Genomic DNA, 24188 nt, shown 5'->3' on the forward strand with positions numbered 1-24188 from the left:
AGGAGCACGCCCGTCCGGGTGTAACCCCCGGTTCGCCCCTATTACACTGCGGGCTATGTCTAACTCACAGGTGACTGCTGATGCATCCACAACGACGACGGGCGCCCTGAGCGAAGAGCGCGCCGCCGAGCGCGCCGAGGTGCTCGAGAAGGCGGGCCTCGCGAAGAAGGTCGCGCCTCTCATTGCAGCGCTGCGGTCGGCGGAGAAGAACGCCCTTCTCCTCGACGCCGCCGAGGCCCTCGAGGGCCCGGCCCGGGCGGGGATCCTCGAGGCGAATGCCCGGGACCTCGCCGCCGGGAAGGAGGCTGGGCTCACCGACGCCCTGCTGGACCGCCTGAGCCTCGATGAGGAGCGTGTCGCCGGGATTGCCGACGGCCTCCGCCAGGTTGCGGGGCTCAAGGACCCCATCGGTGAGATTGTTGGTGGCTCCGTCATGCCCAACGGAATCCGCATGCGGAAGGTGCGGGTGCCGCTCGGGGTCATGGGGATGGTCTACGAGGCCCGCCCCAACGTCACCGTGGACGCCTTCGGCCTGGCCATCAAGTCCGGCAACGTGCCTCTGCTGCGGGGGTCCCGCTCCGCCCGGCACTCCAACGAGGCGCTGGTGAGTGCGCTGCAGGACGTCGTCGAGAAGCACGGGCTGCCCCGGGAGACCGTGCAGCTGCTGCCGTGCGATTCCCACGATTCCGTTACGGACCTCATCACGGCGAGGGGCCTGGTGGACCTCGTGATTCCGCGCGGCTCGGCGCGTCTCATCCAGGCGGTGGTGACGGGTGCGACCGTGCCGACCATCGAGACGGGTGCCGGCAACTGCCACTTCTACATCGATGGCGCCGCGGAGGTGGATCAGGCCATTACGCTGGTCATCAACGGTAAGACGCGCCGGCCGAGTGTGTGCAACGCGACGGAGACGGTGCTGGTCGATCGCGCCCTCTCCGAGGAGCAGCAGGCGCACATCATCCGCAGCCTCCAGGAGGCCGGGGTCAGCGTGCACGGCGAGCCGGCGGAGGCGGAGCGCCTCGGGCTCGAGGGCATCATCCCCGCCACCGAGGAGGACTGGGCCGGCGAGTACCTCTCCAACGACATCGCGTGGGCCATGGTCGACGGCGTGGAGGGCGCCCTCGAGCACATCGCCCGCTACTCGACGGGGCATACCGAGGGCATCTCCACGACGGACACCCGCGTGGCGCAGCGCTTCGCCTCCGCGGTCGACGCCGCCGCCGTCATGATTAACGCCTCCACGGCCTTCACCGACGGGGAGGCCTACGGCATGGGCGCAGAGATCGGCATCTCCACCCAGAAGCTCCACGCCCGCGGGCCCATGGCCCTGCCGGAGCTCACGAGCACCAAGTGGATCCTTGAAGGCGAAGGCCAGATCCGGCCCTAGAGCACCGCGGACCGGGGCTCGCTAGGCGCCCGGCTCCCCGAGGGCGAGGAGCTCCGCCGGCTCCCGCCCGAGCGCCAGCGCCACGATGAGCAGGATGCGCGCCTGCGGGGCGCGCAGCACGCCAGAGCCCAGGACACCGAGCTCGGCAAGCTCGGCGCCTCCGCCCGCACCCCCATAGGTGGTGGCGATCTCCCCAAAGGGCACCCGGCTGCTCAAGACCACGGGCACGCCCCTCTCCCGGGCGGCGGCAATGCCCTCGCCGAGCTCCGGGCCGACGTTGCCTGCGCCCATCGCCTCGATGACGAGGCCCCGGGCCCCGGCGTCGAGAACACTCTCGATGAGGGAGCGCGGCGCGCCGGGGTAGGCGGTGATGATGGGGACCTCGATGCCCGCGAGCGACGGGAGGGGCGCGGCCACATCGGGGGCGAGGCTTCGCGGGGGACGCCCGGTGCGGGGGAGGGGGGAGGCGAAGCTCTCGGCGGCGTGGGTGTCCGTCTTGAGGAGGCCCCAGGCGGGCAGGCAGTGTCCGGCGAAGGCGACGCGAACGCCCCGGTAGTCGGGGCTGGAGGCGCAGCGCAGCGCGAGGCGAAGGTTCTGGGGGCCGTCGGCGGCGGGGGAATCAGCCGGGAGCATGGCGCCGGTGAGAATGATGGGCATGCGCGGGGGACAGAGCAGGTGGAGGGCCATGGCGGTTTCCTCCATGGAGTCCGTGCCGTGGGTGAGGACGATGCCGGAGATGTCGGGATCGGCGAGGGCCTCGCGTACGTGGGCGGCGAGGTCATCGAGGTCCGCGGCGCTCATGGATGAGGAGTCGAGGTGCCGGACGGATCGGACGTCGAGGCGGAGGCGGTCAGCGAATTCCTCCCGCAGCGGGGCGAGGAGCTCCTCGCCGCTCAACGTGGGGACGAGACCGCGGGACGTATGCGTAGACGCAATGGTCCCCCCGGTGCTGAGGACGCGCACCAGGGGGAAGGAGGGGGAACGAAGGGAACCGTCGCACATGCCCACAGTCTAATGCGTGCGGGCGGTTCCCCGTTCCCAGTGGAACACTTAGTAGCGCTCCACGTTGATGAGCTCGGGGTCGTTGGCCAGGAGGTAGCCATCGCCTTCGTAGACCTTCGCGGCATTCTGGTCGCCGCGGGTGAGGTAGTCAGAGAAGGAGACCACGAGCGAGTCGTAGACGGACTTGTCGGAGGCGTCAAGGTAGACGCCGTGCTCGGCACCCTTGACGACGGCCCACCACTTCGGGCCGGTCGCGCGATCAAAAGCGATGCGCGACAGCGGGTGCGGCACGAGGGACTCGTGCTCGGCGGGCAGAACCAGGGTCGGGACGCTCGAGGGCGGGGACGCCAGGCTGAAGTCTGCCGGGCCCGGGTTGATGCCCACGGTCCCCACGACGCGAGCATCAGCCCGGCCGACCTGGTGCAGCAGGCCATCCATGAGGCCCGCCATACGCAGAGCGGATCCACCACCGGCCGAGTGGCCGACGAGCACCGTACGCGAGAAGTCCAGGTGGTGGTACAGCGGGCTGTTGGCATCGTTGTCCGCGAGGTGCGCGGCAACGGCCGACAGAGCCATCTGGGCGCCGAACCAGTTGGTCCCGGAGTAGCCCAGAGCCACCACGTAGCCGTGGGAGGCATAGAACTCAGCGTGACGCTGCATCATGCCAGGCTCCACGCCAATACCGGGGGAGAGAACGATGACCGGCACGCGCTCATCGGCGCCCAGGTCCGTCGGGTAGATGAACTGGTAGCCCACCGGGGAGTTCGGCCCTTCCGGGATCGTGCCGTAGCAGGGAGCCGGAATGTTGTTGCCGTGCATGAAGCGGAGCACTTCGTTGTAGAAGGTGTAGAAGGGTCCGCAATCGGTGGTCGGCAGGGTCGAGGCGGTCGGGTGAGGACCAGGCTCACCGAACTGCTGACGGATGGGGCCGGGCTCGGACTGGAAGGGTGCGGTGAGCCGCAGACCCGTCACGCCAGTCTCGCTGGAGAGCTGGCTGGAGCCAGGGGAGCCCTGGGGGACGATGTCCTGCTGAAGGTTCGGAATGGTGCCCAGGTGGTTGTTGAGAGCAACCACGGGGCCAGACAGCAGGTCCGAAGCATACGCGGCGTTCGGGACGAGGAGGGTGGCAGAGAGCGCAGCTGCCACACAGCCCAGCACGCGCCGGTGTCGAGTCATGAGTTCTTCTCCTTGGGGGATTTAAAAGGTGCCAGGGATGCGGGCGGCGCGGTTCGCCAGGGCGATGCCGTCGGTCCGGTCCGCAAGAGTGATCGGGTGCGGGATCTTGGCCGCGGCGTCAGCGGCGGCAAGGCCAGCAACCTTGGGGCCGGACTCGGGTCCGGTCGGGGCCTTCTTCTTGTGGGAAGAAGAGGAGGTGAGCTTCCGCATGAGGTTCGCGGTGCCAACCGGGTGGTTGACCTGAGCCCACACGCTGAGGCGTCCAGTGAGGGTACGTACCTTCTGGGAGGTCATGATGGTCCTTTCTAGGCGATTGGGCGGCGGTTTTCGCTCAGCTCGTTGACAATGTCGGTCACCTCGGCGAGGGCTGCTTCGCGGTCCTCCGGCACGAGGCCAATGCGGGTACGTCGGTCAAGGATGTCATCGACGTTCATCGCGCCCTCGTGGGTGACCGCGTAGGCGATCTCCGCGCGGGTGACGTCCGGGACACCGGGGATGAGATCGTAGGGACGATCAATGGTGCAGGAGTCGATGACGTTCGGGGCCTCGTTGCCGAAGCGGCGCACGATGCACTCCGGGATACCGGAGAGGTCGGTGCTGGACACGTGTCCATACATCGGGTGCGTGGGGGCGCCGACGAGCGGCAGATTGCGGGTCCTGCACGGACGAGCGCTGAGGCCACGAACCTTCACGGCGTGGTCCACGGCTTCCTCGGCCATGAGACGGTATTCGGTGAACTTGCCACCCGTGATGGAGATGAGGCCATCCTTGGCGTCGAGGATCGCGTGGCGGCGGGACAGGTCGGCGGTGCTGCCGCTGTCATCCTCCGGCTCGATGAGCGGGCGCAGGCCGGTGAAGGCCGCCTTGACGTCCTCGCGGCGGATCGGCTCCTCGAGGGCGCGATTGATGCCGCGCAGCAGGAAGTCGATGTCCTCTTCCGGCGTCGGCGGGACGTCCGGGATCTCGCCGGGGGCGTCCTCGTCGGTGAGGCCGAGGTAGCAGCGCCCGTGCTGCTCGGGGAGGATGAATAGGTACCGGGAGATGGAGCCCTCCAGCGGCACGGTGAGAGCACCCTGCGGGTTACCGAGCTTCTCGGCGTCGAGAACAAGGTGGGTCCCGCGGGCCGGGCGAACCTTGATGCTCTTGTCGAGGCCCTGCGCCCACACACCCGTCGCGCTGATGACGGCGGCGGCGCGGAGGGTGAAGGTCTCGTCGGTGAGACGATCGTGGATCTCGACGGAGTCACCCGTGGCGTTCGTCGCCTCGCAGTAGGTGAGGATCTTGGCGCCCTTCTCGGCCGCAGTACGGGTGACCGCGGTGACGACGCGGGCGTCGTCAATCATCTGGCCGTCGTAGTTGACCCAGGATCCGCGCAGCTTGTCGCGCAGCACCTGCGGGCAGAGCTCCACGGTCCGCTTCGCGGAGGCGTAGCGGGAGTGGGGGAGCGTGCGGCCCTTGGTGCCCGCGGTGATGCGGAGGACGTCACCGGCCAGGTAGCCGGCGCGAACCGCCGCCTTCTGGATAAGGTTCGTATCCGACGCCAGCGCAGTGACCTGGGGAAGTGCGTGCACCAGGTGCGGAGCGTTGCGTTCCATGAGGATGCCCCGCTCGACGGCGGAGTGGTGAGCGATCCCAATCTCGAATTTCGCGAGGTAACGCAGACCACCATGGGCGAGCTTGGACGACCACCGCGAAGTACCAAACGCGAGGTCGTGCTTCTCCACGAGAACGGTCGAGAGACCACGGCTCGCGGCGTCGAGCGCAATGCCGGCGCCAGTGATCCCGCCGCCGATGACGATGAGGTCAATCGGGGCAGCGTTCTCTGCTCGGAGATCCTTCAGGTCACTCGTCCGGCGTTCCCAGTTGAGGGCCGCATTCGGATTGTGTGTCGACACGGACATGGACTAGATATCCTTCCAGGATTTTGCCAAGCTCTTGCTTCCAATCCGCACGCTCGGAGAGCACGGAGACCAGCGCCTTGGACTGCAGGGCCACGGCCTGGGTCGTGGCGAGTACAAAGGCGGCGAGGACTTCCGGGTCATCGCGCCGGATACAGCGTCCCCCGGGCTCGGGTTCAGCTGACTGGAGCTTGGAAATAATGTTCCGGGTAAACCGGATCAAGGTCTTTTGTGACCGGCCGAGGCGCTTGTATTGATAAGTGACAAGCGCTTCGGGGTCGTGCTGAATGATGGACGTCAGAAGCTCGTTGTCCACTGCCTTCTCCGCCACCGCGATGACGGACTCGATGAGGGAGTCCACATCGTTCGCGATGGGGAAGGCGCATTCCAGCAAGCCGATGATCTCCAGGTTGAGCACCTGGCGAACAATGGCGTCCAAGTTGGGGTAGCGAGCGTAGAGCGTCGGCCTGGATATCCCGGCCGCCCGAGCGATGGCGGCCATCGTGGTGCCGAGGATCCCCTGATTGATGATCAGGTATCGGGAGGACCTCATGATCATGCGATCCGTGTCGTCTCGATAGAGGGCGCCAGTCTCGAATCCTTCGGCGCTGATATCCAGGTCAGGGGCGCTATTACGCTCGGGCATTCATGTCTCCCATAGGCACGTCCGTCGATTCTCCGGCCTCCACCTTAGCCAGCTTCTTCAGCTGGATGGAGCGGACCGCGATGGAGATGCCGAGGAACAGGATGGTGGTCACGATGAGGACCAGAACACCAACAACGAAGGAGCTGTTGAAGTTCTTATCAACCGAACCGGAGTAGGCATCCAGAGCGTAGGACATGGGGTGGATGTGGTTCAGGACCTTGAGCGGACCAGGCGTCATCTGATACGGCCACACGCCACCGAAGCAGAGAACACCGTAACCGTAGTAGCCCAGAGCCACAATCGCACCCACAAGCCTGCCGAAGACCACCCTGAACATCTGGAATGTTGCGGTTCCATTTGCTGCCAGGAGGATCAGCAAGATCCAGTAGGAGAAGTGCGGGATGTTGAAGCCACACAGCTTGGAGAACAGGGTCAGCACCAGGAGGGCGACCAGGTTGATGGCACCGACGAGAGCGAAACCAGAGAGGATCGGGCCGGCGATGTGCAGGCGGCGCTTCTTGCCGAGCACGTGCGGAGCGATCATGCTGATCACCGCCATCATGAGGAAGCCGAAGACGAGAACCATGATGAGCGTGACGCCAGCGTCAGGCTTCTTGGAGGTCGGGTCGGCGAGGTCCTGCAGGGTCTGAACCGGGTGGCGGTAGTCCTGCGTGTAGGAGACCGGGACAGCGATCTGCGTCGAGGAGGTCTTGATGTCCTTGATCTCCGGGGCCTGCTTTGCACCCTCCGAAAGGCCGGTGTTCAGCTGGGCGGTACCGTCCTTGAGCTGGCGAGCACCGTCGTCGAGCTGGTAGGTGCCGTCCTTCATCTGGGCCATACCATCATCGAGCTGGACCGAGCCGGTCCGCAGCTGAGAGGTACCATCCTTCAGCTGAATGACGCCGGAAAGGTACGGAGCGGAGGGATCGGTGAGGTTGTAGCGCATCTCGGCGGTGCCGTCCTTCAGCTTCTGCAGCTGGTTGGCGAGCGCCTCCGGGTTGCTGTTGTCCAGCATGGAGATGTTGTCACGGATCTGCTGCGCCTGGGCGTGCAGACCAGCCTGCTCGAGGGCGTTGATGACCGGACGGAGGCCGTCAGCCACACCGCCAGCCTGGCGGAGAAGCGGGATGAGCATGCCGGTCAGCTGGCCGACACCGTCGTCGATCTGGGCAGCACCATCGCCGAGCTGGCCGGTGCCGTCCTGGAGCTGGGCCATGCCGTCATCGAGCTGAGCAGCACCGTCGCGGATCTGCGCCGTGCCGTCCTTCAGCTGGATAACGCCGTCGATACCCTGCTCGGTGCCGTCCTTGAGCTGGGCCATGCCGTCGTCAAGCTGCTTGGCGCCGTCGGCTGCTTCCTTGAGGCCGCCGCCCAGCTGGTTCATACCATCGAGGATCTGAGCGCCGTAGCCCTCAGAAATACCCTTCTGGATACCCTGCTGAATACCAGCCATGAGGCCGGAGGTCAGGAAGGGGGTGTTGGTGCCGTAGTGATCGTTGTAGCCAATGATCACGTTGGCCTGCTGCGGCTTGGGGTCGATGACAGAGGCAACCTTCTTGGAGAAGTCCTCGGGGATGGAGATGGTGGCCATGTAGGTACCATCGCGAAGACCTTCTTCCGCCTGGTTGGCGTCGACCTCTTCGAGGTTGAGGTACTCCGTATCGATGAGGCCCTTGACAACGTCCTTACCGAAGCTGACTTCTTGGCCGTTCTGCTGGGTGCCCTTGTCCTCGTTCACCAGCGCCATCTTGACATCGCGGATGTAGTGGGACGGATCCCACATCGACCACATGTAGGCGTTCGCGATGAGAAGAGGGGTGATGAGGAGGAGAACGAGTCCCGCACGGATGAGCAACTTACGCCGCCACGTGTGGGGTGGCGAGACCGCCGGATTGTCTGCGTGTGTCATGGGGAACTCCTAGGGGCGAGGAACGATGATCCGTCCAGCAGCCGTGGCGACGGTCGCCGTGACGGGGGAGGGGAACATGAAGTCGCCATCGGCATAGACGTTGATGCCGGGCATGTGGATTTCAACCGAGTGCGCACGGTGAATCGTGGCCTCAGGGAAGCCCTCGAACTCTCCGGTGAAGAACCGGGAGACGTTCCGGGCCGCCTTGCGACGGTTGATCCGGTGGATGACGGTGATGTCGAAGAGGCCATCGTGGTGGTCAGCGTGCGGGCAGACCCGCATGCCGCCGCCATAGGTGCTGGTGTTTCCGATGGCGCAGAGCGTGACGTCGTCATCGATCACGGTGGAATCATCCAGGGTGATCCGGGTGGGGATGGAGTGGAACTTGCTGAACTCCACGGCCATCGCCAGGTTGTACCGAGCCTTGCCGTGCGGCCACACGAGGGTGTTCGCACGGTCGGAGACGAGAGAGTCGAAGCCAGCGCAGGCGATCGTCATGAAGTAGCGCTGGTTGCCCTCTGCGTCGGTGAGCTGGCCCAGGTCACACGTCGTCGTGAAACCGCGGATGACGGTGAGCGCGGCGCGGCGAGGATCCAGCGGAATACCGAGGGCCCGGGCAGTGTCGTTGCCGGTACCGGCGGGGATGATACCCATCGGGGTACCGGAGTTGGCATGCGCCTGGAGGGCGAGGTTGATGAGGCCGTCGCCACCGCACACGACGAGGGCGTCGATGTCGGGGTCGGCAATCATCTCTTCGGCGAGACGCTTGGAAGCCTCGGCGGAGGACCCGGAGATACCCACCACGTCGACGTCGGTCTTGGTGAGGGTATGCCGTGCGATCTCGGCGGCCTTCGATGCGCCGCCCTTGCCAGCCTTCGGATTGGTGAGGAGGGCTACCCGGTTGATCTCAACGGTGGAGAGCGGATAGGCCTCGGGGTTCGGGGTCATGGAAATTACTCCTTGGGCCTAGATAAGCTTGCCGGGGTTGAGGATGCCGGCAGGGTCGAGGTGGTTCTTCACCGCGCAGAGCACGGAGATGTTGGTTTCACCGATCTCCTCGGGGAGGTAGTCGCGGTGGTCGTGGCCAACGGCGTGGTGGTGCGAGACGGTACCGCCGTTGTCGACGATCGCCTGGCACACCGCCTTCTTGGTGTTCCACCACTGAGTCTCGGGATCCTTGGAATCCTGGCCCGCGATGATCGTGAAGTAGAGGGAGCAGCCGCCCTTGTAGACGTGGGAGACGTGGCACATGATGAGGACCGGGGTGCCGGTCTTGGCCAGGTGGTCGCCGATGGTCTGGGTGACGGCCTTCTTCAGCCGCGGAACGTTGGACCAGTCGGTGGCCGTCTCGAGGGTCTCGCAGACAGCGCCGTTGTCGAGGAGGCCGTCGCGGAGAACCGGGGCGCCGAAGCGGCCCTTCTCCCACTGGCGGACCGGGCCCTCGCCGAGGGACTTGCCTCCGAGGGAGAGCAGGAGCTTGCGGGTCTCTTCGTGGCGGGAGCGGGTGTGGTCGTCGGTGCCTTCGTACATGGTGAGGCAGAGGCAGCCACGCTGGTCGGCGTCGGACTCACCGATGGAGTCGGTGGAGGTCAGGTTGACGCTGGACTCCATCTCGTCGGAGAGGCGGATGACCGTGGGGCCGGTGCCCGTCTGGACAACCTGACGCACGGCGTTGGCGCCCGCTTCGAAGTCCTTGAAGCTGAAGGCCTCGTAGCGCTTGACCTCGGGGATCCTGTGGACGCGCAGGCGGACGCGGGTGATGATGCCGAAGGTGCCCTCGGAGCCGAGGAACAGGCCGCGCAGGTCGGGGCCGGCGGCGGACTTCGGAGCGTTGTGGCCGACGTGGATGATGCCCTGCGGGGTCACGATGGTGAAGCTGCGGACCATCTCGTCGAAGCGGCCGTAGCCCGCGGAGGACTGCCCGGAGGAGCGGGTGGCGGCGTAGCCGCCGATGCAGGCGTACGGGAAGGACTGCGGGTAGTGGCCGATCTGGAGGCCGTGCTTCTCGAGGAGCATCTCAGCGTGCGGGCCGGAGAGGCCGGCGCCGAGGGTGGCCTCGAGCGAGACGGTGTCCACATCTTCGAGCTTGTCGAAGCGGGTCAGGTCCACGGTGATGAGGGCGCGGAAGTTCTCGCGCACCGGGTTCACGCCGCCGACGACGCTCGTGCCGCCACCAAAGGGCACGACCGCGATCTTGCGCTCGCTGCAGTGGCGCAGGATCTCGAGGACCTCTTTCTCCGTGTCAGGGGCGACGACGGCATCCGGGGCGTCGAGAGTCTTGCCGGAACGCATGTCCATGAGGTCCGGGTAGGACTTGCCGCGGGCGCGGCGCAGACGCTGCAGCGGCTCGGTGCTCACGTACTCGGCCCCAACGATGGAGCGGAGGGCGTTGAGGTCGTCTTCTTCGAGACGGGACTCAGCGATCTTGATCTCGTTCTCAGCGGGATGCTGAACGTTGTCTGAGCTTGCGTTGAGGAGCTTCTTCAGCATCTTCTGGATGCTCGGAGAGAGCTCTTTCTTCTCTTCCGGGGTCCCCCATAAGGTGGCTGTCATAGGGGGAAGCGGAAGCTTGCTGCTGTGGGGATCTTTGCTCATGGACTCAGCGTAACACATTTACAACAGGTGTAAAGCAGTTAAAATTATGGCTCTGGCGTGCTAGTTTTCTGTAGCTACTAAGGCTAAGGAACGGAAAAACGGCACCGGGAGGCGGTGCCGTTTCTCGGGATTTTCTCAGATTTGCGAGAAAAGGTGTGCAAATTTAGGCGGTCGCTTCGGCGAGGTACTCCACAATGTGTCGGTACTCTGCGCCGGTCGCGCGACTCATGCCAAGCTCACACGTCCTATTACACGAGGCATGAGCCATATCGCCGTGGGCACTGTGAAGCAGATCTACCTCCCGAGCCTCGGCCTCCGTGGCGGATGCGGTGAGCTCCGGGTGGAGCATTCCGCGGTCTCCGGCGAAGGCACAGCAGCCCCAGTTCTTCGGGATGTGGACCTCTCCCTCCGGCCCGACGCATGCGGAGGCGATCTTTTCCATGTCGGTTGTCACACCCATATGGGTGGAGGAACAAGTGGGGTGCAGCACGATCTGCTTCAGCGGACGGGTGATCTCCAGCTTGTCGAGCACATTCTCCGCAATGAAACTCACGGCGTCCACCACCCGAATTCCGCTGTCGCGGAGGATCTTCTCAAAGCCTTCCGTGCAGCTCACGGCGTCGCTGATGACGGGGAGCTCGCCGCCGTCGCTGAGCTCGAGCACCGCTCGACGCACCTTCTCCGCCATGACCTCGTGCCCGGCGGCGAAGCCCTTCGATGACCAGGGCGTTCCGCAGCACAGGCCTTCGATGTCCTCCGGCACCCGCACGGCCATGCCCGCGCGCGTGAGGAGCTCGACGAAGGCATCGCTCACCCCAGCCCCGCTGCTCGCCCCAAACATGGAGTTCACGCAGGCGGGGAGGTACACACCCACGATGGGAGCCAGCGGCGCGCCGACGTCCCCAGCCCAGCGCCGCCGCTCGCGGCCGCCCTTGGGCATCCCCTCGGCGTAGCGGGGGACAACATCCGAGCCCGCCAGGGAGCGCGCGACGTCCGTGACGCGGGTGATGAGCTCGGTGGGGAGCGTCGCGGCGGAGGTGAGAGCCATCGCGCCGGTGCGGCTGGCCACGCCCCAGTTGTGCGCCGCGGAGACCCAGGCGCGCGACTTGATGGGGGCGTTCTCATGGCGGTCGCGCCGCAGGCGCCGGACAAGGTCGCCCGTGTTGATGCCGACGGGGCAGGCTGTCACGCACATGCCGTCGACGGCGCACGTGTCGATGCCGTCGTATGTATAGGAGGAGGCGAGTTCGCGGGCGGTCTCGTGATCGCCGGCGGCTTCGGCGCGAGCCTGGGCCCTGCGCACCACGATGCGCTGGCGCGGGGTGAGTGTGAGGTTGCGGCTGGGGCAGACGGGCTCGCAGTAGCCGCATTCGACGCAGCGGTTGGTTTCCTCATCCACGGGTTCGATGAGCTTGATGTTGCTCATGTGGGCGCCGGGCGTTTCTTCGAGGATGACCCCGGGGTTGAGCATCCAGGTGGGGTCGCAGGCGCTCTTGAGCTGCACCATGACGTCGTAGAGCTCGTCGCCGTACTGGCGCCGCACGTAGGGGGCCATGGCGCGCCCGGTGCCGTGCTCGGCTTTGAGGTTGCCGTGGGCGGCGAGGATGATGTCCACCATCTGGTCGTTGAAGGAGTCGTAGCGCCCGAGGGCCTCGCTTCCCTCGAAGCGATCGGTGAGCATGAAGTGGATGTTTCCGTCCTTCGCGTGTCCGAAGATGACGGAGTCCTGGTACCCATAGCGATCAAAGAGCCCCTGGAGGCTCTCGCAGGCGGGCGCGAGGGACTCGACGGGCACCACGACGTCCTCGAGGAGGGCGGTCGTGCCGGCGGGCCGCGCCTCGGCGACGGACGCGTAGAGCCCCTTGCGGAAGTGCCAGGCCCGGGCGCGGGCGGCGGCGTCGGTGGAGAGCGTGGCGGGGGAGAAGAGCGGAAGGTCGGTGAGGAGCGCGTCGCCGTCTGTCATGGTGCGGCGCAGTTCGTCCTCGTGATCCGCGTAGTACTCGATGAGGAGCGCCGCGTGGGACTTCACCTCAAAGCCGGTGATGGCGGCCGGCACGTTGCCGAGCTCCTGGCCCACGGTGATGGAGGTGGAGTCCATGAGCTCGAGCGTGGCGGCTCCTGACTGGACAAGACTCGGCAGGGCGCGCGTTGCGGCGTCGAGGTCGGAGAACACGGCCACGGTCGTCGCGGTGAGTGGGGAGATGGGCACGGTGCGGAAGACGGCTTCCGCGACAAAGCCAAGCGTCCCCTCGGAGCCGATGATGAGGTGCTCGAGGAGCTTCGCCGGCTTATCGAAGTCGAGGAAGGAGTTGAGCCCGTAGCCCATCGTGTTCTTGAGGGAGAAGTGCCGCTCAATGATGGCGACGGACTCCTCGTTGCCGCGCACCCGCCGCTGCAGGCGCGTGAGCGTGTCCACCAGCTCGGGCTCCTGCGCCGCGAGATCCCGGTCCGCGGTGGGGGAGCCCGTGTCGATCACGGTGCCGCTCGGGAGCACCAGCACCATGGACTCGAGAGTGCGGTAGGTGTTGAGCTCCGTTCCGCAGGCCATCCCGGAGGAGTTGTTCGCGATGACGCCCCCGATCGTGCAGGCGGACTCACTGGCCGGGTCCGGGCCCAGCTTCCGCCGGTACGGCGCCAGCGCGGCGTTGACCTGGCGGACGGTGGCGCCGGGCTGGACGCGGACGCGCTCCCCGTCGTCGAGAACCTCCACGCGACGGAAGTTCTTGCGCACGTCGATCATGAGCCCGGAGCCCGAGGCTTGACCAGACAAGCTCGTCCCGCCGGAGCGGAGTGTGACGGGAATGTCCTGGTCGCGGGCGGTACGCAGGAGGCGGCCCACCTCCTGGGCGTCCCGGGCGATCACCACAGCATCCGGGGTGTTGAGGTAGTGGGAGGCGTCGGAGGCGTAGGCCACGCGGTCGATGAGTCGGGTGCGCAGGCGGGTGGGGTCCTCGACGGTGGCGGCGATCTGCTCGAGCGAATCGCGGTGGAGGGTTGGTGTGGGCGTCGTCATACCTCTATTGTTCGGCAGTTCCGCGCAACAAACAAGGAAGGTGAGCTTTAGATTGCAGTCCCGCATGAGCGCGCGGACCTGCGCGAAAGCGGTACGAGGGGCTCGACGCCCACCCCGTTCCGCACGCCACGGCCACGGGACCTCGCCAGCCGCTCCCCACGGCGGGGTCGCCCACACCCCCGCGTACACTATGAGCGCATGAGAACGCCGCACGAGGACGCCCCCACCCCCCGCCGCATCGGCGTCATGGGAGGCACCTTCGACCCCATCCACCACGGCCACCTCGTGGCCGCGAGTGAGGTGGCTGATCGTTTCGACCTCGACGAGGTCGTGTTCGTCCCCACCGGGCAGCCGTGGCAGAAGGCGGACAGGGAGGTCACCCCCGCGGAGGATCGGTATCTCATGACGGTCATCGCGACGGCGTCGAACCCGCGCTTTTCGGTTTCCCGCGTAGACATCGACCGCGGCGGGGAGACCTATACGATTGACACGCTCCACGACATCCAGGCCCTCTACCCGGGCGCGGAGCTCTTCTTCATCACCGGTGCCGACGCGCTGCGCAGTATCGTCACCTGGCGGGACTGGGAGGACATGTTCGCTCTCGCGCGCTTCGTTGGGGTGACCCGGCCGGGCTACGAGCTCCACAAGGACATCATCCCGGAGGTGCACCGCGAGCGGGTGCTGCTCGTCGACATCCCGGCGATGGCGATCTCCTCGACGGATTGCCGCGCGCGGGCCGCGCAGGGGCGCCCCGTGTGGTACCTCGTCCCCGATGGGGTGGTCCAATATATCGCCAAACGGCGGCTCTATCGGGGACAGACGGTATCGTAGGGTTCTAACGTACGTCAGTAAGCACTATTTACGAGTAAGGAATCGAGTGACTGCATCCCAGGATTCTATCCGCCTCGCGGGCATTGCCGCGCGCGCGGCGGATGAGAAGAACGCTGGAAATATCGCCGCGATCGATGTGTCCGATGTCATGGCCATCAGCGACGTGTTTGTCATCTGCTCCGCGGACAACGAGCGCCAGGTCCGTTCCATTGTCGACGAGGTCGAGGACGCCCTCACCGCCGAAGGGAAGGAACCGCTGCGCCGGGAGGGCAACCGGGAGAACCGCTGGGTCCTGCTGGACTACGGCGGACTCGTGGTCCACGTCCAGCGCGACAAGGAGCGCGACTTTTATGGCCTGGACCGGCTCTACCGGGACTGCCCCCTCGTCGAGATCGAGGGCCTGCCGGAGCCGGAGCGCCCCGGGCAGTGGGGGGATGAGATTGATCCGCGCGTCGCGGAGTCCGTGGAGGACCTGCCCCTCATCGCCGAGGAACCGGACGCCGGGGAACTGTAGATAGGGAAGGGTCGATGACGCGCCGTCTCATTCTGCTCCGCCACGGGCAGACCACCTATAACGCCACGGGCCGCATGCAGGGCCAGCTGGACACCGAGCTCTCGGAGGAGGGGCGGCGCCAGGCGCGCCGGGCGGCGGAGTTTTTCGTCCGGATGAAGGACTCGCCCGAGCTGCGGATCTCTCGGATCCTCGCCTCGGATCTCACGCGCGCCCGCACCACCGCGGAGATCATCGCCGCCCAGCTGGGGCTTCCCGTCGCAACCGACGCCCGACTGCGCGAAACCTACCTGGGGGAGTGGCAATCCCGGCGCACTGCGGACGTCGACGTCGAGCAGCCCGGCGCCCGCGCGATCTGGCGGCACGACGCCACGTGGGCCCCGCCGGGCGGGGAGTCGCGCGTCGAGGTGGGCCGCCGGGCCTGCCCGGTTATCGAGGAGCTCATGGAGTCCTATGAGGAGTGGGATGGCAGCGCGGTGCTCGTCGTCGCCCATGGCGGGACGATTTCCGCCCTGACCTCCCGCCTTCTCGGCTGGCCGGTGGAGCATTATCCGCTGCTCTCGGGGTTGAGGAACACGTCCTGGTCTCAGCTGGCTGCCCGGCCGGTCTTTGACCCCCAGAATCCCAACGCCCCCGTGAGCTTCCGGGAGGCGCGCGCCGCAACGGGGGTCATGCCGGAGGCGCAGTGGTACCTCGACGCCTGGAATGCCGGGGTGATCTAGATGGCGGTCCGTATCGTGGTGGACTCCTCGGCGGGGGTGCCCGCGGACATTGTGAAGGCCCTTGACATCACGGTCGTTGACCTGCATATTCTTCCTTCCCCCGAGGGGGAGAAAGAGTCTGCCGGCGGTGCGGGAACGGCCGGCCTCAACGCCCTCGAACTCACCGCCTGCTATGCGCGTCAACTCGAGCGCGGCGGGGACGAGGGCGTCGTGGCCCTCCACCTTCCCCCGGGGCTGAGCTCCACTTTCGAGGCCGCGACGACGGCCGCCGCCCTCTTCGACGGGCTCGTTCGCGTCATCCCGACGAGTTCCGTGGGCATGGCCACGGGCGCCGCCGCGATGGCCGCCGCCCGCCTCGCCCGCGACGGGGCGAGCCTCGAGGAGTGCGAGGAGATCGCCACGAGCACTCTGGCGCGCTCCCACACGTGGGTCTACCTCCACACCCTCGACTCCCTGCGCAGGTCAGGGCGCGTTTCCGCCACCACCGCCGTGCTCTCCTCCGCGCTGGGGGCCCGCCCCATCATGGCTCTTGACGACGGCCGCCTGGGCGTTGTCGCCAAGACGCGCACCCCCACCAAAGCCTGCGCGAAGCTGGCGGAGCTCGTCCAGGAGGAGGCCCATGGGGCGCCGGCCTTCGTCGCGATTCAACATGTGGGGGCGCGTGATCGGGCTGAGCGGCTGGAGGAGCTCCTTCGCTCCGTGATGCCGGAGGGGACGAGCGTGCTCGTCGTCGACATGCCGGAGGCTCTCGCCGTCCACTGCGGGCAGGGTGCCATGGGTGTGTCCATGGTCGCCGGGGAGTTATCCCCAGGATCTCGGTGACGCGTCACTAAAAACCGGGGTTATCCACAACCCCGCGCAGCGGCCCTGTCAGAATAGAGCGGCTCTTCCTACAGTGAGCGCCTATGAAGCGCAGTACGAGCCCGCGGGTGAAAGACCGCCTCGCCGACCTCCTCCGGCCCACCGGCGAGGAGGAGCTCATGGCCGTCAGCTACCCGACGCCGCGGTGGCGAGTGAGCATCCCGCAGGCCATCGGGGGTCTGTGCGCCCTCTTGCTCCTCGTACTCGCCCTGCTGGGCGCGCTGCTGTGGCGCGGCGGGCAGGACACCCAGAGCTCAGAGCTCGCCTCCTCCGCGCTCTCGGAACTGCCGGCGGTGCTGGCATCGGAGAGCCTCGGTGCGAGCGCGAGGAGCAGCGCGCAGGCTACCCCGGGGAGCTCCGATGCCCAGGAAGAGGGGTCGGAGCTGGTGGTGAGCGTGGTTGGGGCGGTGGAGCACCCGGGGATCGTGACGCTCGCCCCCGGGGCGCGGGTGGATGATGCCCTCCGGCACGCCGCCCCCTACCCGGATGCCCAGGTTCATGCCCTTAACCTGGCCCAGAAGCTCAGCGACGGTGAGCAGCTCTACGTCCCCGCCGCGGGGGAGGAGCTCCCACCGGCGGGTGCGGGTGGCCCCTCCGCGGCGGGCGCGCCGGGTGCGGGGGCAGGGGGAGCGGGTTCAGCGTCCGGCAGCGCCAGTGGGGGCGCGGCAGCGGGATCAGGGATGGTGGCGCTCAACTCGGCCTCGGCGGCCGATCTTGTTGCCCTCCCCGGGGTGGGGCAGAAAACCGCGGAGGCGATCATCGCGCACCGGGACTCCCTAGGCGGTTTTCAGAGCGTGGAGCAGCTCATGGACGTCAAGGGCATCGGCCCGGCGAAGTTCGCCGCGATCAAGGATCATGTGAGGCTCTAGGATGTCCGAGCTCCGACTCCTTCCCGCAGCCCTTCTCACCTGGGCCGTCATGCTCGCGCTCCTCTGCGGAGGCCACTGGGGAGTGGCCGTGGGGATCCTCTGTGCGGCGCTGGGGATCGCTCTTGCCTGCCGCGCGCCCGGGCAGGCGATCCTCCTGGGCGGCTGCGGTGTGGCGGCGGCCGTCATCGTGGGCGTCCAGCTCCACGCGGCCCAGGCCTTTCACTTTGGCTCTCAACTCAGCGCAACGGTCGCGAGCAGCCCCCGGCCCATGGAGACGGGAGGCTGGTTCCTCGAGGTCAGCGTTCCGGGCTATCCCTCCCGCGTGCCGCTCATGTGCGCGGCGACGCAGCTGCCGACCGGCATGGTCCCGGGCGCCGGGGTGAGCGCCAGGGTGACAGTCGGGGAGAGCTCGCGCCCCGGTCTGGGCGAGGTCCTTCTCCACGCGGTGACCTGCGATGTCTCTCAGCCCGCCCAGGGGAGCGCGGCCTGGGCCGCCCATGCCCGGGAGACCTTCCGCGATGCCGTCTCCGCGCGGGTGGAGCCCGACGCCGCGGCGCTCCTTCCGGGGATGGTCGTGGGTGATACCTCCCTCCAGGACCAGGTCACCCGGCAGCTCTACATCGATACCGGGCTCTCCCACCTCAGCGCCGTGAGTGGATCGAACGTCGCCATCGTCACCACCGCGATGGTGCTGCTCGCGCGGGCGGCGGCGCGCGGCCCGGTGGGCCAGTCGCTCGCCGCGGCGCTCGGGCTCCTCGGCTTCGTGGCGCTGGTCGGGACAGAGCCGAGCGTCATTCGCGCGGCCGTCATGGGGCTGGTGGGGCTCATCGCGGTCATTCGCTCCGCGCGCATGGAGCCCCTCCACAGCGTCTGCCTCGCGGTCATCGCTCTTCTCCTCTGGGACCCCGATCTGGCCGTCTCCCCGGCCTTCGCACTGTCCGTCTCCGCGACGGTGGGCATCGTCGCGCTCAGCCCCCTCATTCTGCGCCACCTCGTCTGGCTTCGGGCCCCACATATTCTGCTGAGCGCGCTGGCGGTGGCGATCGCCGCGGACGTCGTCACCATGCCCATCATCGCCCTGGTCACCGGGAGGGTCTCGCTCGTCGCTGTCCTCGCGAACATCCTTGCCGCACCGATGGTCACCCCCATCACCGTGCTCGGCCTCATCGCCGCGCTGCTTGCCCAGTGTGGGATGGGGCTGGAACGCCCACTTCTCTGGCTCCTCGAGCCCGCCGCCCAGTGGATCCACGGCGTGGCCGCCTGGTGCCAGGGGGTTCCTCACTCCACCATCGAGGTTCCCGACGGCCTCCTCGGCGCGAGCATCGTGATGGTGGCCTATGGCTGGCTGCTGTGGGCGCTCGCCGCCGGCTACCGGAAGAGCGTGGCGGGAGTGCTGCTGCTTGGGGGCGCGTGGGTCTTCTTCCCGCGCCCGGGGCCGGAGCCCGTGGACCTCGCTGCGCTGCGGGTGGTCGTCGTCGAGAATGATGAGCAGGTGGGCAGTGTCGCGGCGGGAACGCAGGTCATCGTGGTGAGGTCCGGGGAGGGGAGGCGCTCGGCGCGGCCCACGGTCACCTCGGATGGCGTGCCGGTGCTCTATCCCGCCCGGGATGGGCCGGTCACCCTCTACGCGGACGGGACCCAACACGCCGCCGATGGTCGCTTCTAGCTGTGGCACGATGGTGGCTATGAGTTCTCGACCCGCGCCGCTCCACCTCATCCTCGGGGAGGAGGAGTTCCTCGCCGAACGCGTCCGTCACGAGATCATCGAGGACATTCGCCGCACGAGCCCCGAGGGGGACTCGATCCCCATCACGAGCATGCGGGCGGGGGACATCACGGTGCCTGACCTCATTGATGCGCTAAGCCCCTCGCTCTTTGGCGAGGACCGCGTCGTCATCATCACCGAGGCCCAGAGCGCCGGCAAGGAACCCGCGGAGCTGCTGCTTAACGCCGCCGTGGACGTGGCCCCCGGGATCTGGCTCATCGTCATGCACTCGGGGAAGGGGCGCGCGCAGGCGCTGGCGACGAAGCTCAAGAAGATCGCCGAGGTCCACGAGGCCCCCACCATCAAGAAGCACGAGCTCATGGGGTGGGTCACCCAGGAGTTTCGACGCCACGGGGTGCGCGTGAGCCCGGACATCAGCCGCGCGGTGGCCGAGGGGGTGGGCTCGGATCTCCGCGAGCTTGCCAGCGCCGTCAGCCAGCTCGTGGCGGACACGAACGGCCAGGTCACGGCGGATAAGGTGCACGAGTACTACGCCGGTGTCGCGGAGGTGAGCGGCTTCGACATCGCCGATGCCGCCTGCGCCGGTGAGACCTCCCGCGCCGTGGCCTCGACGCGCCGGGCCCTGCAGCTGGGAACCTCCCCGGTGGCGCTGGCCGCGGCGTTGAGCGCCAAGGTGGGGGCCCTCGCCCGCGTGTACTCCACCCGCGGGGGACGGAACACGGCCCAGGCGCTCGCCCGGGAGCTCGGCATGCCGCCGTTCGTCGTTGACAAAACCCTCAAGGCCGCCCGCCGCTGGAATGGCGATTCCATCAGTAGGGCCGTCATCCTGGTGGCGGACCTCGAGGCCGACGTCAAGGGGCAGGGCGGTGACCCGGACTTTGCTATCGAGGATGCGGTGCGCAGGATCTCGCTCATGGCCTCCCGCTAGGGCTCGAGGGGCGCCTCGCCCGGCCGCGCCGCGATACACTGGGGCACCATGACAGAGGTTCAGCACCCAGCAGACGAGCCGTTCGAGGACCAGGACATCGAGATCCCCGACGACGTGCGCGAATTCGCTACCCAACTCTTTGACCTGTGCCGCCAGGGCGGCCCCGACGCCGTCCGCACGATGGACGAATGCCTCGCCGAGGGGCTTCCCCCGGACCTCGCGAACCAGGACGGCAACACCTTCCTCATGCTCGCCGCCTACAACGGCAATGCCGACGTCCTGGAGGTGCTCATCCGCCACGGCGCGGACGTCAACGCCCTCAATGATCGCGGCCAGTCCCCGCTGGCCGGGGCCATCTTCAAGAAGGAGGACGCGGTCATCGATCTCCTCCTCGACGCCGGTGCGGACCCCCAGGCCGGGCACCCGACCGCCCTCCAGAGCGCCGAGATGTTCGGGCGCCCTGACCTCGTCGAGCGCCTCCACGCCGCGGGGCCGGACGCAGGTGAAGAGAGCGAGAACTAGCTCTAGCTAGAGGTAGTAGACGCCTGGGCGGCCCGGGAAGGTCTGGAACGCGAAGTTCGTGTAGAAGGGCGTGTCGGGGGACTGGGCGTTGTCCACGTGCCGCCACTCTGCCAGGGCGCGATCCCGCGTGAAGTCCACCAGCAGGTAGCCGTGGTGCTCCAGGTCCACCCACTTCACCCAGTAATCCGCCTGGCAGAGGGTGCGCTCGGCAGCCCGGATGGCCTGGCGCACCGGCTCGGCAAGCTCTCGCTTCTTCGCGATGGTGTCAAAGGGACTCGCCGCGCAGATAGAGGGGGAGACGAACTCCGTCGCGACGGTGTCCCCGCTGCTCCCGCGCGCGAGGAGGCTGTTGGCCCAGGAGCTGTGGATATCGCCGGTGAGGAAGACGGTGTTGCCCTTGCCGTCCTCGGCGAGCTGATCGAGGATGCGCTGCCGCTCCGCCTGGTATCCGTCCCACTGGTCGGTGTTGTAGGGGATGCCCTGCGGCGGGAGCCCCAGCTTGTCGGTGAGCCACGCCTGGATGTTCGGATCCATGGTGAGCGGAATGGTCATGGGCGCGAACATCACCTCATTGCCGATAACTCGCCACGTTGCCTCCGAGTTTCTCAGCTCGTTGCTGAACCAGGTGAACTGCTCACCTCCCAGCATGCTCTGCTTGGGATCCCAGGTCCCCATCTGCAGTTGCTTATCGCGGAAGGAGCGCAGGTCCGGGATGATGATGTCCATGAGCGACCCCCACCGCACCGTCCGCTGCAGCGGCAGCTCGCGGATGGGCATCCACTCCTGGTAAGCCTGCATGGCCTGCGCTTTCATCGCCTGGTAGTCATCCCCCGGCTGGATGGTGTTGCCGGTGGCGCCGTCGCGCCAGTTGTTGTCGGCGAACTCGTGGTCATCCCACACGGAGATGAGGGGTTTCGACGCCCGCATGTCCGCAAGATCCGGGTCCAGGTGATAGTGGCCCTGGCGGATGCGGTAGTCGGTGAGCGTGGTGGTCCGGTTGGGCGGGGCGACGGTCCGGACGGTTTCCTGGAACGGGCCGGGGTAGCCGCCCGTGGGGTATTCGTAGGTGTAGTCCCCGAGGTGCAGGACGTAGTCGATGTCCTCACGGTCTGCCATTTCGCGGTAGCCACGGAAGAAGCCGGCCTCGTAGTTCGCGCAGCAGCAGACGGCGATCCGTGCGTGATCGTTGGGCGCGCCGGGGGCGGGGGCGGTGCGGGTGCGCCCCTCGCGGGAGGTTTGGCCGAGTGCGTGGAAGCGGTAGCGGTAGCGCGTGTCCGGTTGGAGTCCCTTGACGTCGACCTTCACGGTGTGGTCCTGCTCGGGGGAGGTGCGCAGGTCGCCGCTGGCGACGATGGTGTTGCTGTCATCATCGGCGAGGACCTCCCAGCGCACATCGGTGGGCTCGCCCAGCCCGGAGCCGGGGGCGGCGTCGGGGCTGGGGGTGACGCGGGTCCAGATGATGACGGCGGTGGGGAGGGGATCCCCGGAGGCGACGGAGTGGCAGAAGACGGGGGCCGGGCCGTCCTCGCCCGCGGGGGCGGGGGCGCCGGGGTTCTCATCCTGGGCGAGCGCCGTCGCGGTACGACCGGCGGCGAGGGTAGCGGCAGATCCAACGAGGAAAGTTCGGCGATTCACACGATTCGATAGCATAAATCTCACGCTAGGAACAGGTTGAAATGCTAACAACCTGAGCGCTGGGCTGGGGCAAAGATTTTAACGGGACTTTTCTTTGTCGTCATCTTTGTTGCCTGCTTTTTACCTCCGCGTTGTCTTCGTGTTTACTGGGCACATTAGGGTGAGAACGTCGCGACCGCGCCGGGGATGCCCGGGGATTCCCGGGCCCGCGCCGGTAGCCGCGGAATCACTGAGGACAGGGACACCAAGGGAGAAAGAGGGCTCGTGAACGCACAGGGGAACGAAGAACTGAAGTTGAGGCGCGCCCGGGGCTGGCGCGAAGGCGCGCGCCGCTGGGGCATTCGCGCAGGTGGGGCGGTGCTCATGGCCTCAAGCGTTCTCGCGATGAGCGCCCTCGCCCCGGGTGGCCAGCAGGCGAGCTTCCCCGCGGCGGGGCTTCTCCCGACGGCCTCTGCCGCGCCGAACATCATCGCGAATATTCCGGCCCTCCATCCGCCGGTGTTCCACGATGGGGCGCCGGTTCCCCAGGCTTTCCCGCCGGAGGAGTATCGCTGGTATTTGTCGGATATCAGCTCGCACCCGTATGGGATCTATTATTCGGTCATTGATTCTTTTCCTCAGCTGAGGGAACATAACCCGGAGCTCATGGAGCGCAACATTGACACCGTGAGCCGAATTAATCACGAGGCCGCCGCGAACCCCGCCCTCATCGACCGCGCGCACGAGGACGCCACCGCGGAGGACGAGGGAGTCCTCTGGCTCTTCACGGATGCTTTCGGCCAGGAGCTCGGCGGTCATCTGCGGGACGCGCTGCGGGAGAATCGCCTGCCCAAGACGGTCATGCTCTTTGGCGGTGTGACGGCGCGCGCTGGCGGGCTGGCCAGCAGCACCTTCGTCGAGAAGGAAATGTACAACAACCCCCGCCCCTTCATTGCCTACCCGGATCGGATTCAGCGCTATGAGGTGCCGGGGGTGGAGACCTACCCGAACAGCAAGTCCTTCCCCTCGGGGCACACTAACCAGGCCACGTGGACGACGACGTTCCTCGCCGCCATGCTGCCGGAGCTTGCACCCCAGCTTCTCGCCCGTGGGTCCGAGGCTGGCTACAACCGCCTCGTGCTCGGGGTGCACTATCCGCTCGACGTCATCGGCGGGCGGATGACGGGCACGGCGGCGGCCGCGGATCGGTGGAATGATCCGCGGATGCGGGCGAACCTCGAGGCCGCTGCGCAGGAGATCCGCTCAGAGCTGGAGTGGCGGTGCGGGGATACCCTCGCGAACTGCGTGGCCCGCGATACCCCCTACGATGCCAACGCGGTGCAGCACTACAGCGAGCGCATGTCCTATGGCTTTGATCCGGTGCTGCCGACGGATGCCCCGATGATCGTCCCTCAGGCGGCCCCCGATCTCCTCATCAACGCTTTCCCCGAGCTCACATACGAACAACGGCGGTCTGTTCTGGAACAGACCGCCGGTCCTGCGGGTCTTCCGCTCGATGATCAGGGCCCCGCTGGCTCCTGGCAGCGGCTTGATCTTGCCCGCGCCATGAGCGCTCACGTGGAGGTCCTGGACGACGGAAGCGTCCGGGTGATGGATTCTTAGCCTTCCATCTTGTGGAGGGCTCGAGCCATGTTGGACTTCTTGTTCGCCGCGTTGTTGCGGTGGAAGACGCCCTTGCTCACGGACTTGTCGAGCTTCCGGGAGGCGACGCGCAGCTGAGCCTCGGCGGCAGCCTTGTCGCCGGAGGCCACGGCCTCGCGGAACTTACGGATCTCGGTGCGCACCGCGGAGCGGATCGCCTTGTTGCGCTGACGACGCTTCTCGTTGGTGATGACGCGCTTCTTCTGCTGCTTGATGTTAGCCATCGTGCAAAACCTCTTAGTCTTTCTTGGTCAACAGCCCCCACCCGCGGACCGGGGAGGGTGTGTCCTCACTGTTCCCGATGACCCCAAGGTCC

21 protein-coding genes are annotated in these 24188 nt (G+C 67.1%); 10 read left to right on the forward strand and 11 right to left on the reverse strand.

All coding sequences use genetic code 11. From position 1 onward, the window contains the following. The first annotated feature begins 55 nt into the window (after positions 1-55). Entirely contained in the window at positions 56-1387 is a 1332-nt protein-coding gene (locus tag L1O03_RS10170; protein ID WP_236119661.1) for a glutamate-5-semialdehyde dehydrogenase, read from the forward strand. A gap of 21 nt (positions 1388-1408) precedes the next feature. Here the strand turns inward: L1O03_RS10170 and L1O03_RS10175 are convergent, their stop codons facing one another. From L1O03_RS10175 to L1O03_RS10215, 9 genes are all read right to left on the reverse strand, one after another. Next, positions 1409-2389 (reverse strand): asparaginase, encoded by a 981-nt coding sequence (locus L1O03_RS10175; RefSeq protein ID WP_236119662.1) that lies wholly within the window; start codon positions 2387-2389, stop codon positions 1409-1411. 48 nt (positions 2390-2437) lie between these two features. Further along, positions 2438-3565, reverse strand: a complete 1128-nt coding sequence (locus L1O03_RS10180) for an alpha/beta hydrolase family protein (protein ID WP_236119663.1) — start codon at positions 3563-3565, stop codon at positions 2438-2440. A gap of 21 nt (positions 3566-3586) precedes the next feature. Further along, positions 3587-3859: a hypothetical protein gene (locus L1O03_RS10185; protein ID WP_236119664.1), complete on the reverse strand. Its 273-nt coding sequence runs from the start codon at positions 3857-3859 to the stop codon at positions 3587-3589. An 11-nt stretch (positions 3860-3870) separates the two neighbouring features. After that, positions 3871-5466, reverse strand: a complete 1596-nt coding sequence (locus L1O03_RS10190; RefSeq protein ID WP_236119665.1) for a glycerol-3-phosphate dehydrogenase/oxidase — start codon at positions 5464-5466, stop codon at positions 3871-3873. Then, positions 5408-6109, reverse strand: coding sequence for a TetR/AcrR family transcriptional regulator (locus tag L1O03_RS10195; RefSeq protein WP_236119666.1), 702 nt, complete (start codon positions 6107-6109; stop codon positions 5408-5410). Before L1O03_RS10195 ends, L1O03_RS10190 begins: the two co-directional genes overlap by 59 nt. Further along, positions 6096-8018, reverse strand: a complete 1923-nt coding sequence (locus L1O03_RS10200; RefSeq protein WP_236119667.1) for a YhgE/Pip family protein — start codon at positions 8016-8018, stop codon at positions 6096-6098. The genes L1O03_RS10195 and L1O03_RS10200 overlap by 14 nt, the downstream gene beginning before the upstream one ends. A 9-nt stretch (positions 8019-8027) precedes the next feature. Then, on the reverse strand, positions 8028-8966 hold the full coding sequence (locus L1O03_RS10205) for a diacylglycerol kinase (protein ID WP_236119668.1): 939 nt from the start codon (positions 8964-8966) through the stop codon (positions 8028-8030). An 18-nt stretch (positions 8967-8984) separates the two neighbouring features. Continuing rightward, positions 8985-10571, reverse strand: coding sequence for an FAD-binding oxidoreductase (locus L1O03_RS10210; RefSeq protein WP_236119669.1), 1587 nt, complete (start codon positions 10569-10571; stop codon positions 8985-8987). 205 nt (positions 10572-10776) lie between these two features. Then, the gene (locus L1O03_RS10215) at positions 10777-13626 is read right to left on the reverse strand and encodes an FAD-binding and (Fe-S)-binding domain-containing protein (RefSeq protein ID WP_236119670.1); all 2850 of its coding nucleotides are present in this window, start codon (positions 13624-13626) and stop codon (positions 10777-10779) included. Positions 13627-13824: 198 nt separating this feature from the next. On the opposite strand from L1O03_RS10215, the gene nadD reads away from it, so the two are divergent. The 8 genes from nadD (at position 13825) to L1O03_RS10255 (ending at position 20596) form a co-directional block, all read left to right on the forward strand. Then, positions 13825-14457 carry a nicotinate-nucleotide adenylyltransferase gene (gene nadD / locus L1O03_RS10220; protein ID WP_236119671.1) on the forward strand — a complete coding sequence of 211 codons (633 nt, stop codon included), beginning with the start codon at positions 13825-13827 and terminating at the stop codon, positions 14455-14457. Between the two features lie 46 nt (positions 14458-14503). Next, positions 14504-14971: a ribosome silencing factor gene (gene rsfS, locus L1O03_RS10225; protein WP_236119672.1), complete on the forward strand. Its 468-nt coding sequence runs from the start codon at positions 14504-14506 to the stop codon at positions 14969-14971. Between the two features lie 14 nt (positions 14972-14985). Continuing rightward, positions 14986-15690 carry a histidine phosphatase family protein gene (locus tag L1O03_RS10230; protein WP_236119673.1) on the forward strand — a complete coding sequence of 235 codons (705 nt, stop codon included), beginning with the start codon at positions 14986-14988 and terminating at the stop codon, positions 15688-15690. Then, positions 15691-16512, forward strand: a complete 822-nt coding sequence (locus tag L1O03_RS10235; RefSeq protein WP_236119674.1) for a DegV family protein — start codon at positions 15691-15693, stop codon at positions 16510-16512. Positions 16513-16595: 83 nt separating this feature from the next. Further along, the gene (locus L1O03_RS10240; RefSeq protein ID WP_236119675.1) at positions 16596-17420 is read left to right on the forward strand and encodes a ComEA family DNA-binding protein; all 825 of its coding nucleotides are present in this window, start codon (positions 16596-16598) and stop codon (positions 17418-17420) included. Between the two features lies 1 nt (position 17421). Then, on the forward strand, positions 17422-19086 hold the full coding sequence (locus L1O03_RS10245; protein ID WP_236119676.1) for a ComEC/Rec2 family competence protein: 1665 nt from the start codon (positions 17422-17424) through the stop codon (positions 19084-19086). 19 nt (positions 19087-19105) lie between these two features. Then, a complete protein-coding gene (gene holA, locus L1O03_RS10250) occupies positions 19106-20074 on the forward strand; it encodes a DNA polymerase III subunit delta (RefSeq protein WP_236119677.1) in 969 nt (322 codons plus the stop codon). Between the two features lie 48 nt (positions 20075-20122). Next, positions 20123-20596, forward strand: a complete 474-nt coding sequence (locus L1O03_RS10255; protein ID WP_236119678.1) for an ankyrin repeat domain-containing protein — start codon at positions 20123-20125, stop codon at positions 20594-20596. A gap of 6 nt (positions 20597-20602) precedes the next feature. Here L1O03_RS10255 and L1O03_RS10260 read toward each other — a convergent pair whose 3' ends face one another. Beyond that, positions 20603-22231: an alkaline phosphatase D family protein gene (locus tag L1O03_RS10260; protein ID WP_236119679.1), complete on the reverse strand. Its 1629-nt coding sequence runs from the start codon at positions 22229-22231 to the stop codon at positions 20603-20605. Between the two features lie 363 nt (positions 22232-22594). Here L1O03_RS10260 and L1O03_RS10265 point away from each other — a divergent pair, with 363 nt between their 5' ends. Next, positions 22595-23833 (forward strand): acid phosphatase, encoded by a 1239-nt coding sequence (locus L1O03_RS10265; RefSeq protein WP_236119680.1) that lies wholly within the window; start codon positions 22595-22597, stop codon positions 23831-23833. On the opposite strand, the gene rpsT is transcribed toward L1O03_RS10265, so the two are convergent. Next, positions 23830-24096, reverse strand: a complete 267-nt coding sequence (gene rpsT / locus L1O03_RS10270) for a 30S ribosomal protein S20 (protein WP_236119681.1) — start codon at positions 24094-24096, stop codon at positions 23830-23832. The genes L1O03_RS10265 and rpsT overlap by 4 nt on opposite strands. Positions 24097-24188 lie beyond the last annotated feature (92 nt).

Origin of the sequence: Corynebacterium uropygiale (assembly GCF_021568315.1) — a bacterium.
GTDB classification, from domain to species: Bacteria; Actinomycetota; Actinomycetes; order Mycobacteriales; family Mycobacteriaceae; genus Corynebacterium; species Corynebacterium uropygiale.

What these genes read in the sequence shown, in the direction of transcription:
- L1O03_RS10210 (WP_236119669.1), bottom strand. Translation starts at nt 10,571, where the DNA reads ATGACAGCCACCTTATGGGGGACCCCGGAAGAGAAGAAAGAGCTCTCT.
- L1O03_RS10195 (WP_236119666.1), bottom strand. Translation starts at nt 6,109, where the DNA reads ATGCCCGAGCGTAATAGCGCCCCTGACCTGGATATCAGCGCCGAAGGA.
- L1O03_RS10175 (WP_236119662.1), bottom strand. Translation starts at nt 2,389, where the DNA reads ATGTGCGACGGTTCCCTTCGTTCCCCCTCCTTCCCCCTGGTGCGCGTC.
- L1O03_RS10215 (WP_236119670.1), bottom strand. Translation starts at nt 13,626, where the DNA reads ATGACGACGCCCACACCAACCCTCCACCGCGATTCGCTCGAGCAGATC.
- L1O03_RS10255 (WP_236119678.1), top strand. Translation starts at nt 20,123, where the DNA reads ATGACAGAGGTTCAGCACCCAGCAGACGAGCCGTTCGAGGACCAGGAC.
- L1O03_RS10240 (WP_236119675.1), top strand. Translation starts at nt 16,596, where the DNA reads ATGAAGCGCAGTACGAGCCCGCGGGTGAAAGACCGCCTCGCCGACCTC.
- L1O03_RS10170 (WP_236119661.1), top strand. Translation starts at nt 56, where the DNA reads ATGTCTAACTCACAGGTGACTGCTGATGCATCCACAACGACGACGGGC.
- L1O03_RS10265 (WP_236119680.1), top strand. Translation starts at nt 22,595, where the DNA reads ATGGCCTCAAGCGTTCTCGCGATGAGCGCCCTCGCCCCGGGTGGCCAG.
- L1O03_RS10205 (WP_236119668.1), bottom strand. Translation starts at nt 8,966, where the DNA reads ATGACCCCGAACCCCGAGGCCTATCCGCTCTCCACCGTTGAGATCAAC.
- L1O03_RS10180 (WP_236119663.1), bottom strand. Translation starts at nt 3,565, where the DNA reads ATGACTCGACACCGGCGCGTGCTGGGCTGTGTGGCAGCTGCGCTCTCT.
- L1O03_RS10185 (WP_236119664.1), bottom strand. Translation starts at nt 3,859, where the DNA reads ATGACCTCCCAGAAGGTACGTACCCTCACTGGACGCCTCAGCGTGTGG.
- rpsT (WP_236119681.1), bottom strand. Translation starts at nt 24,096, where the DNA reads ATGGCTAACATCAAGCAGCAGAAGAAGCGCGTCATCACCAACGAGAAG.
- L1O03_RS10245 (WP_236119676.1), top strand. Translation starts at nt 17,422, where the DNA reads ATGTCCGAGCTCCGACTCCTTCCCGCAGCCCTTCTCACCTGGGCCGTC.
- L1O03_RS10235 (WP_236119674.1), top strand. Translation starts at nt 15,691, where the DNA reads ATGGCGGTCCGTATCGTGGTGGACTCCTCGGCGGGGGTGCCCGCGGAC.
- L1O03_RS10230 (WP_236119673.1), top strand. Translation starts at nt 14,986, where the DNA reads ATGACGCGCCGTCTCATTCTGCTCCGCCACGGGCAGACCACCTATAAC.
- holA (WP_236119677.1), top strand. Translation starts at nt 19,106, where the DNA reads ATGAGTTCTCGACCCGCGCCGCTCCACCTCATCCTCGGGGAGGAGGAG.
- nadD (WP_236119671.1), top strand. Translation starts at nt 13,825, where the DNA reads ATGAGAACGCCGCACGAGGACGCCCCCACCCCCCGCCGCATCGGCGTC.
- L1O03_RS10200 (WP_236119667.1), bottom strand. Translation starts at nt 8,018, where the DNA reads ATGACACACGCAGACAATCCGGCGGTCTCGCCACCCCACACGTGGCGG.
- L1O03_RS10190 (WP_236119665.1), bottom strand. Translation starts at nt 5,466, where the DNA reads ATGTCCGTGTCGACACACAATCCGAATGCGGCCCTCAACTGGGAACGC.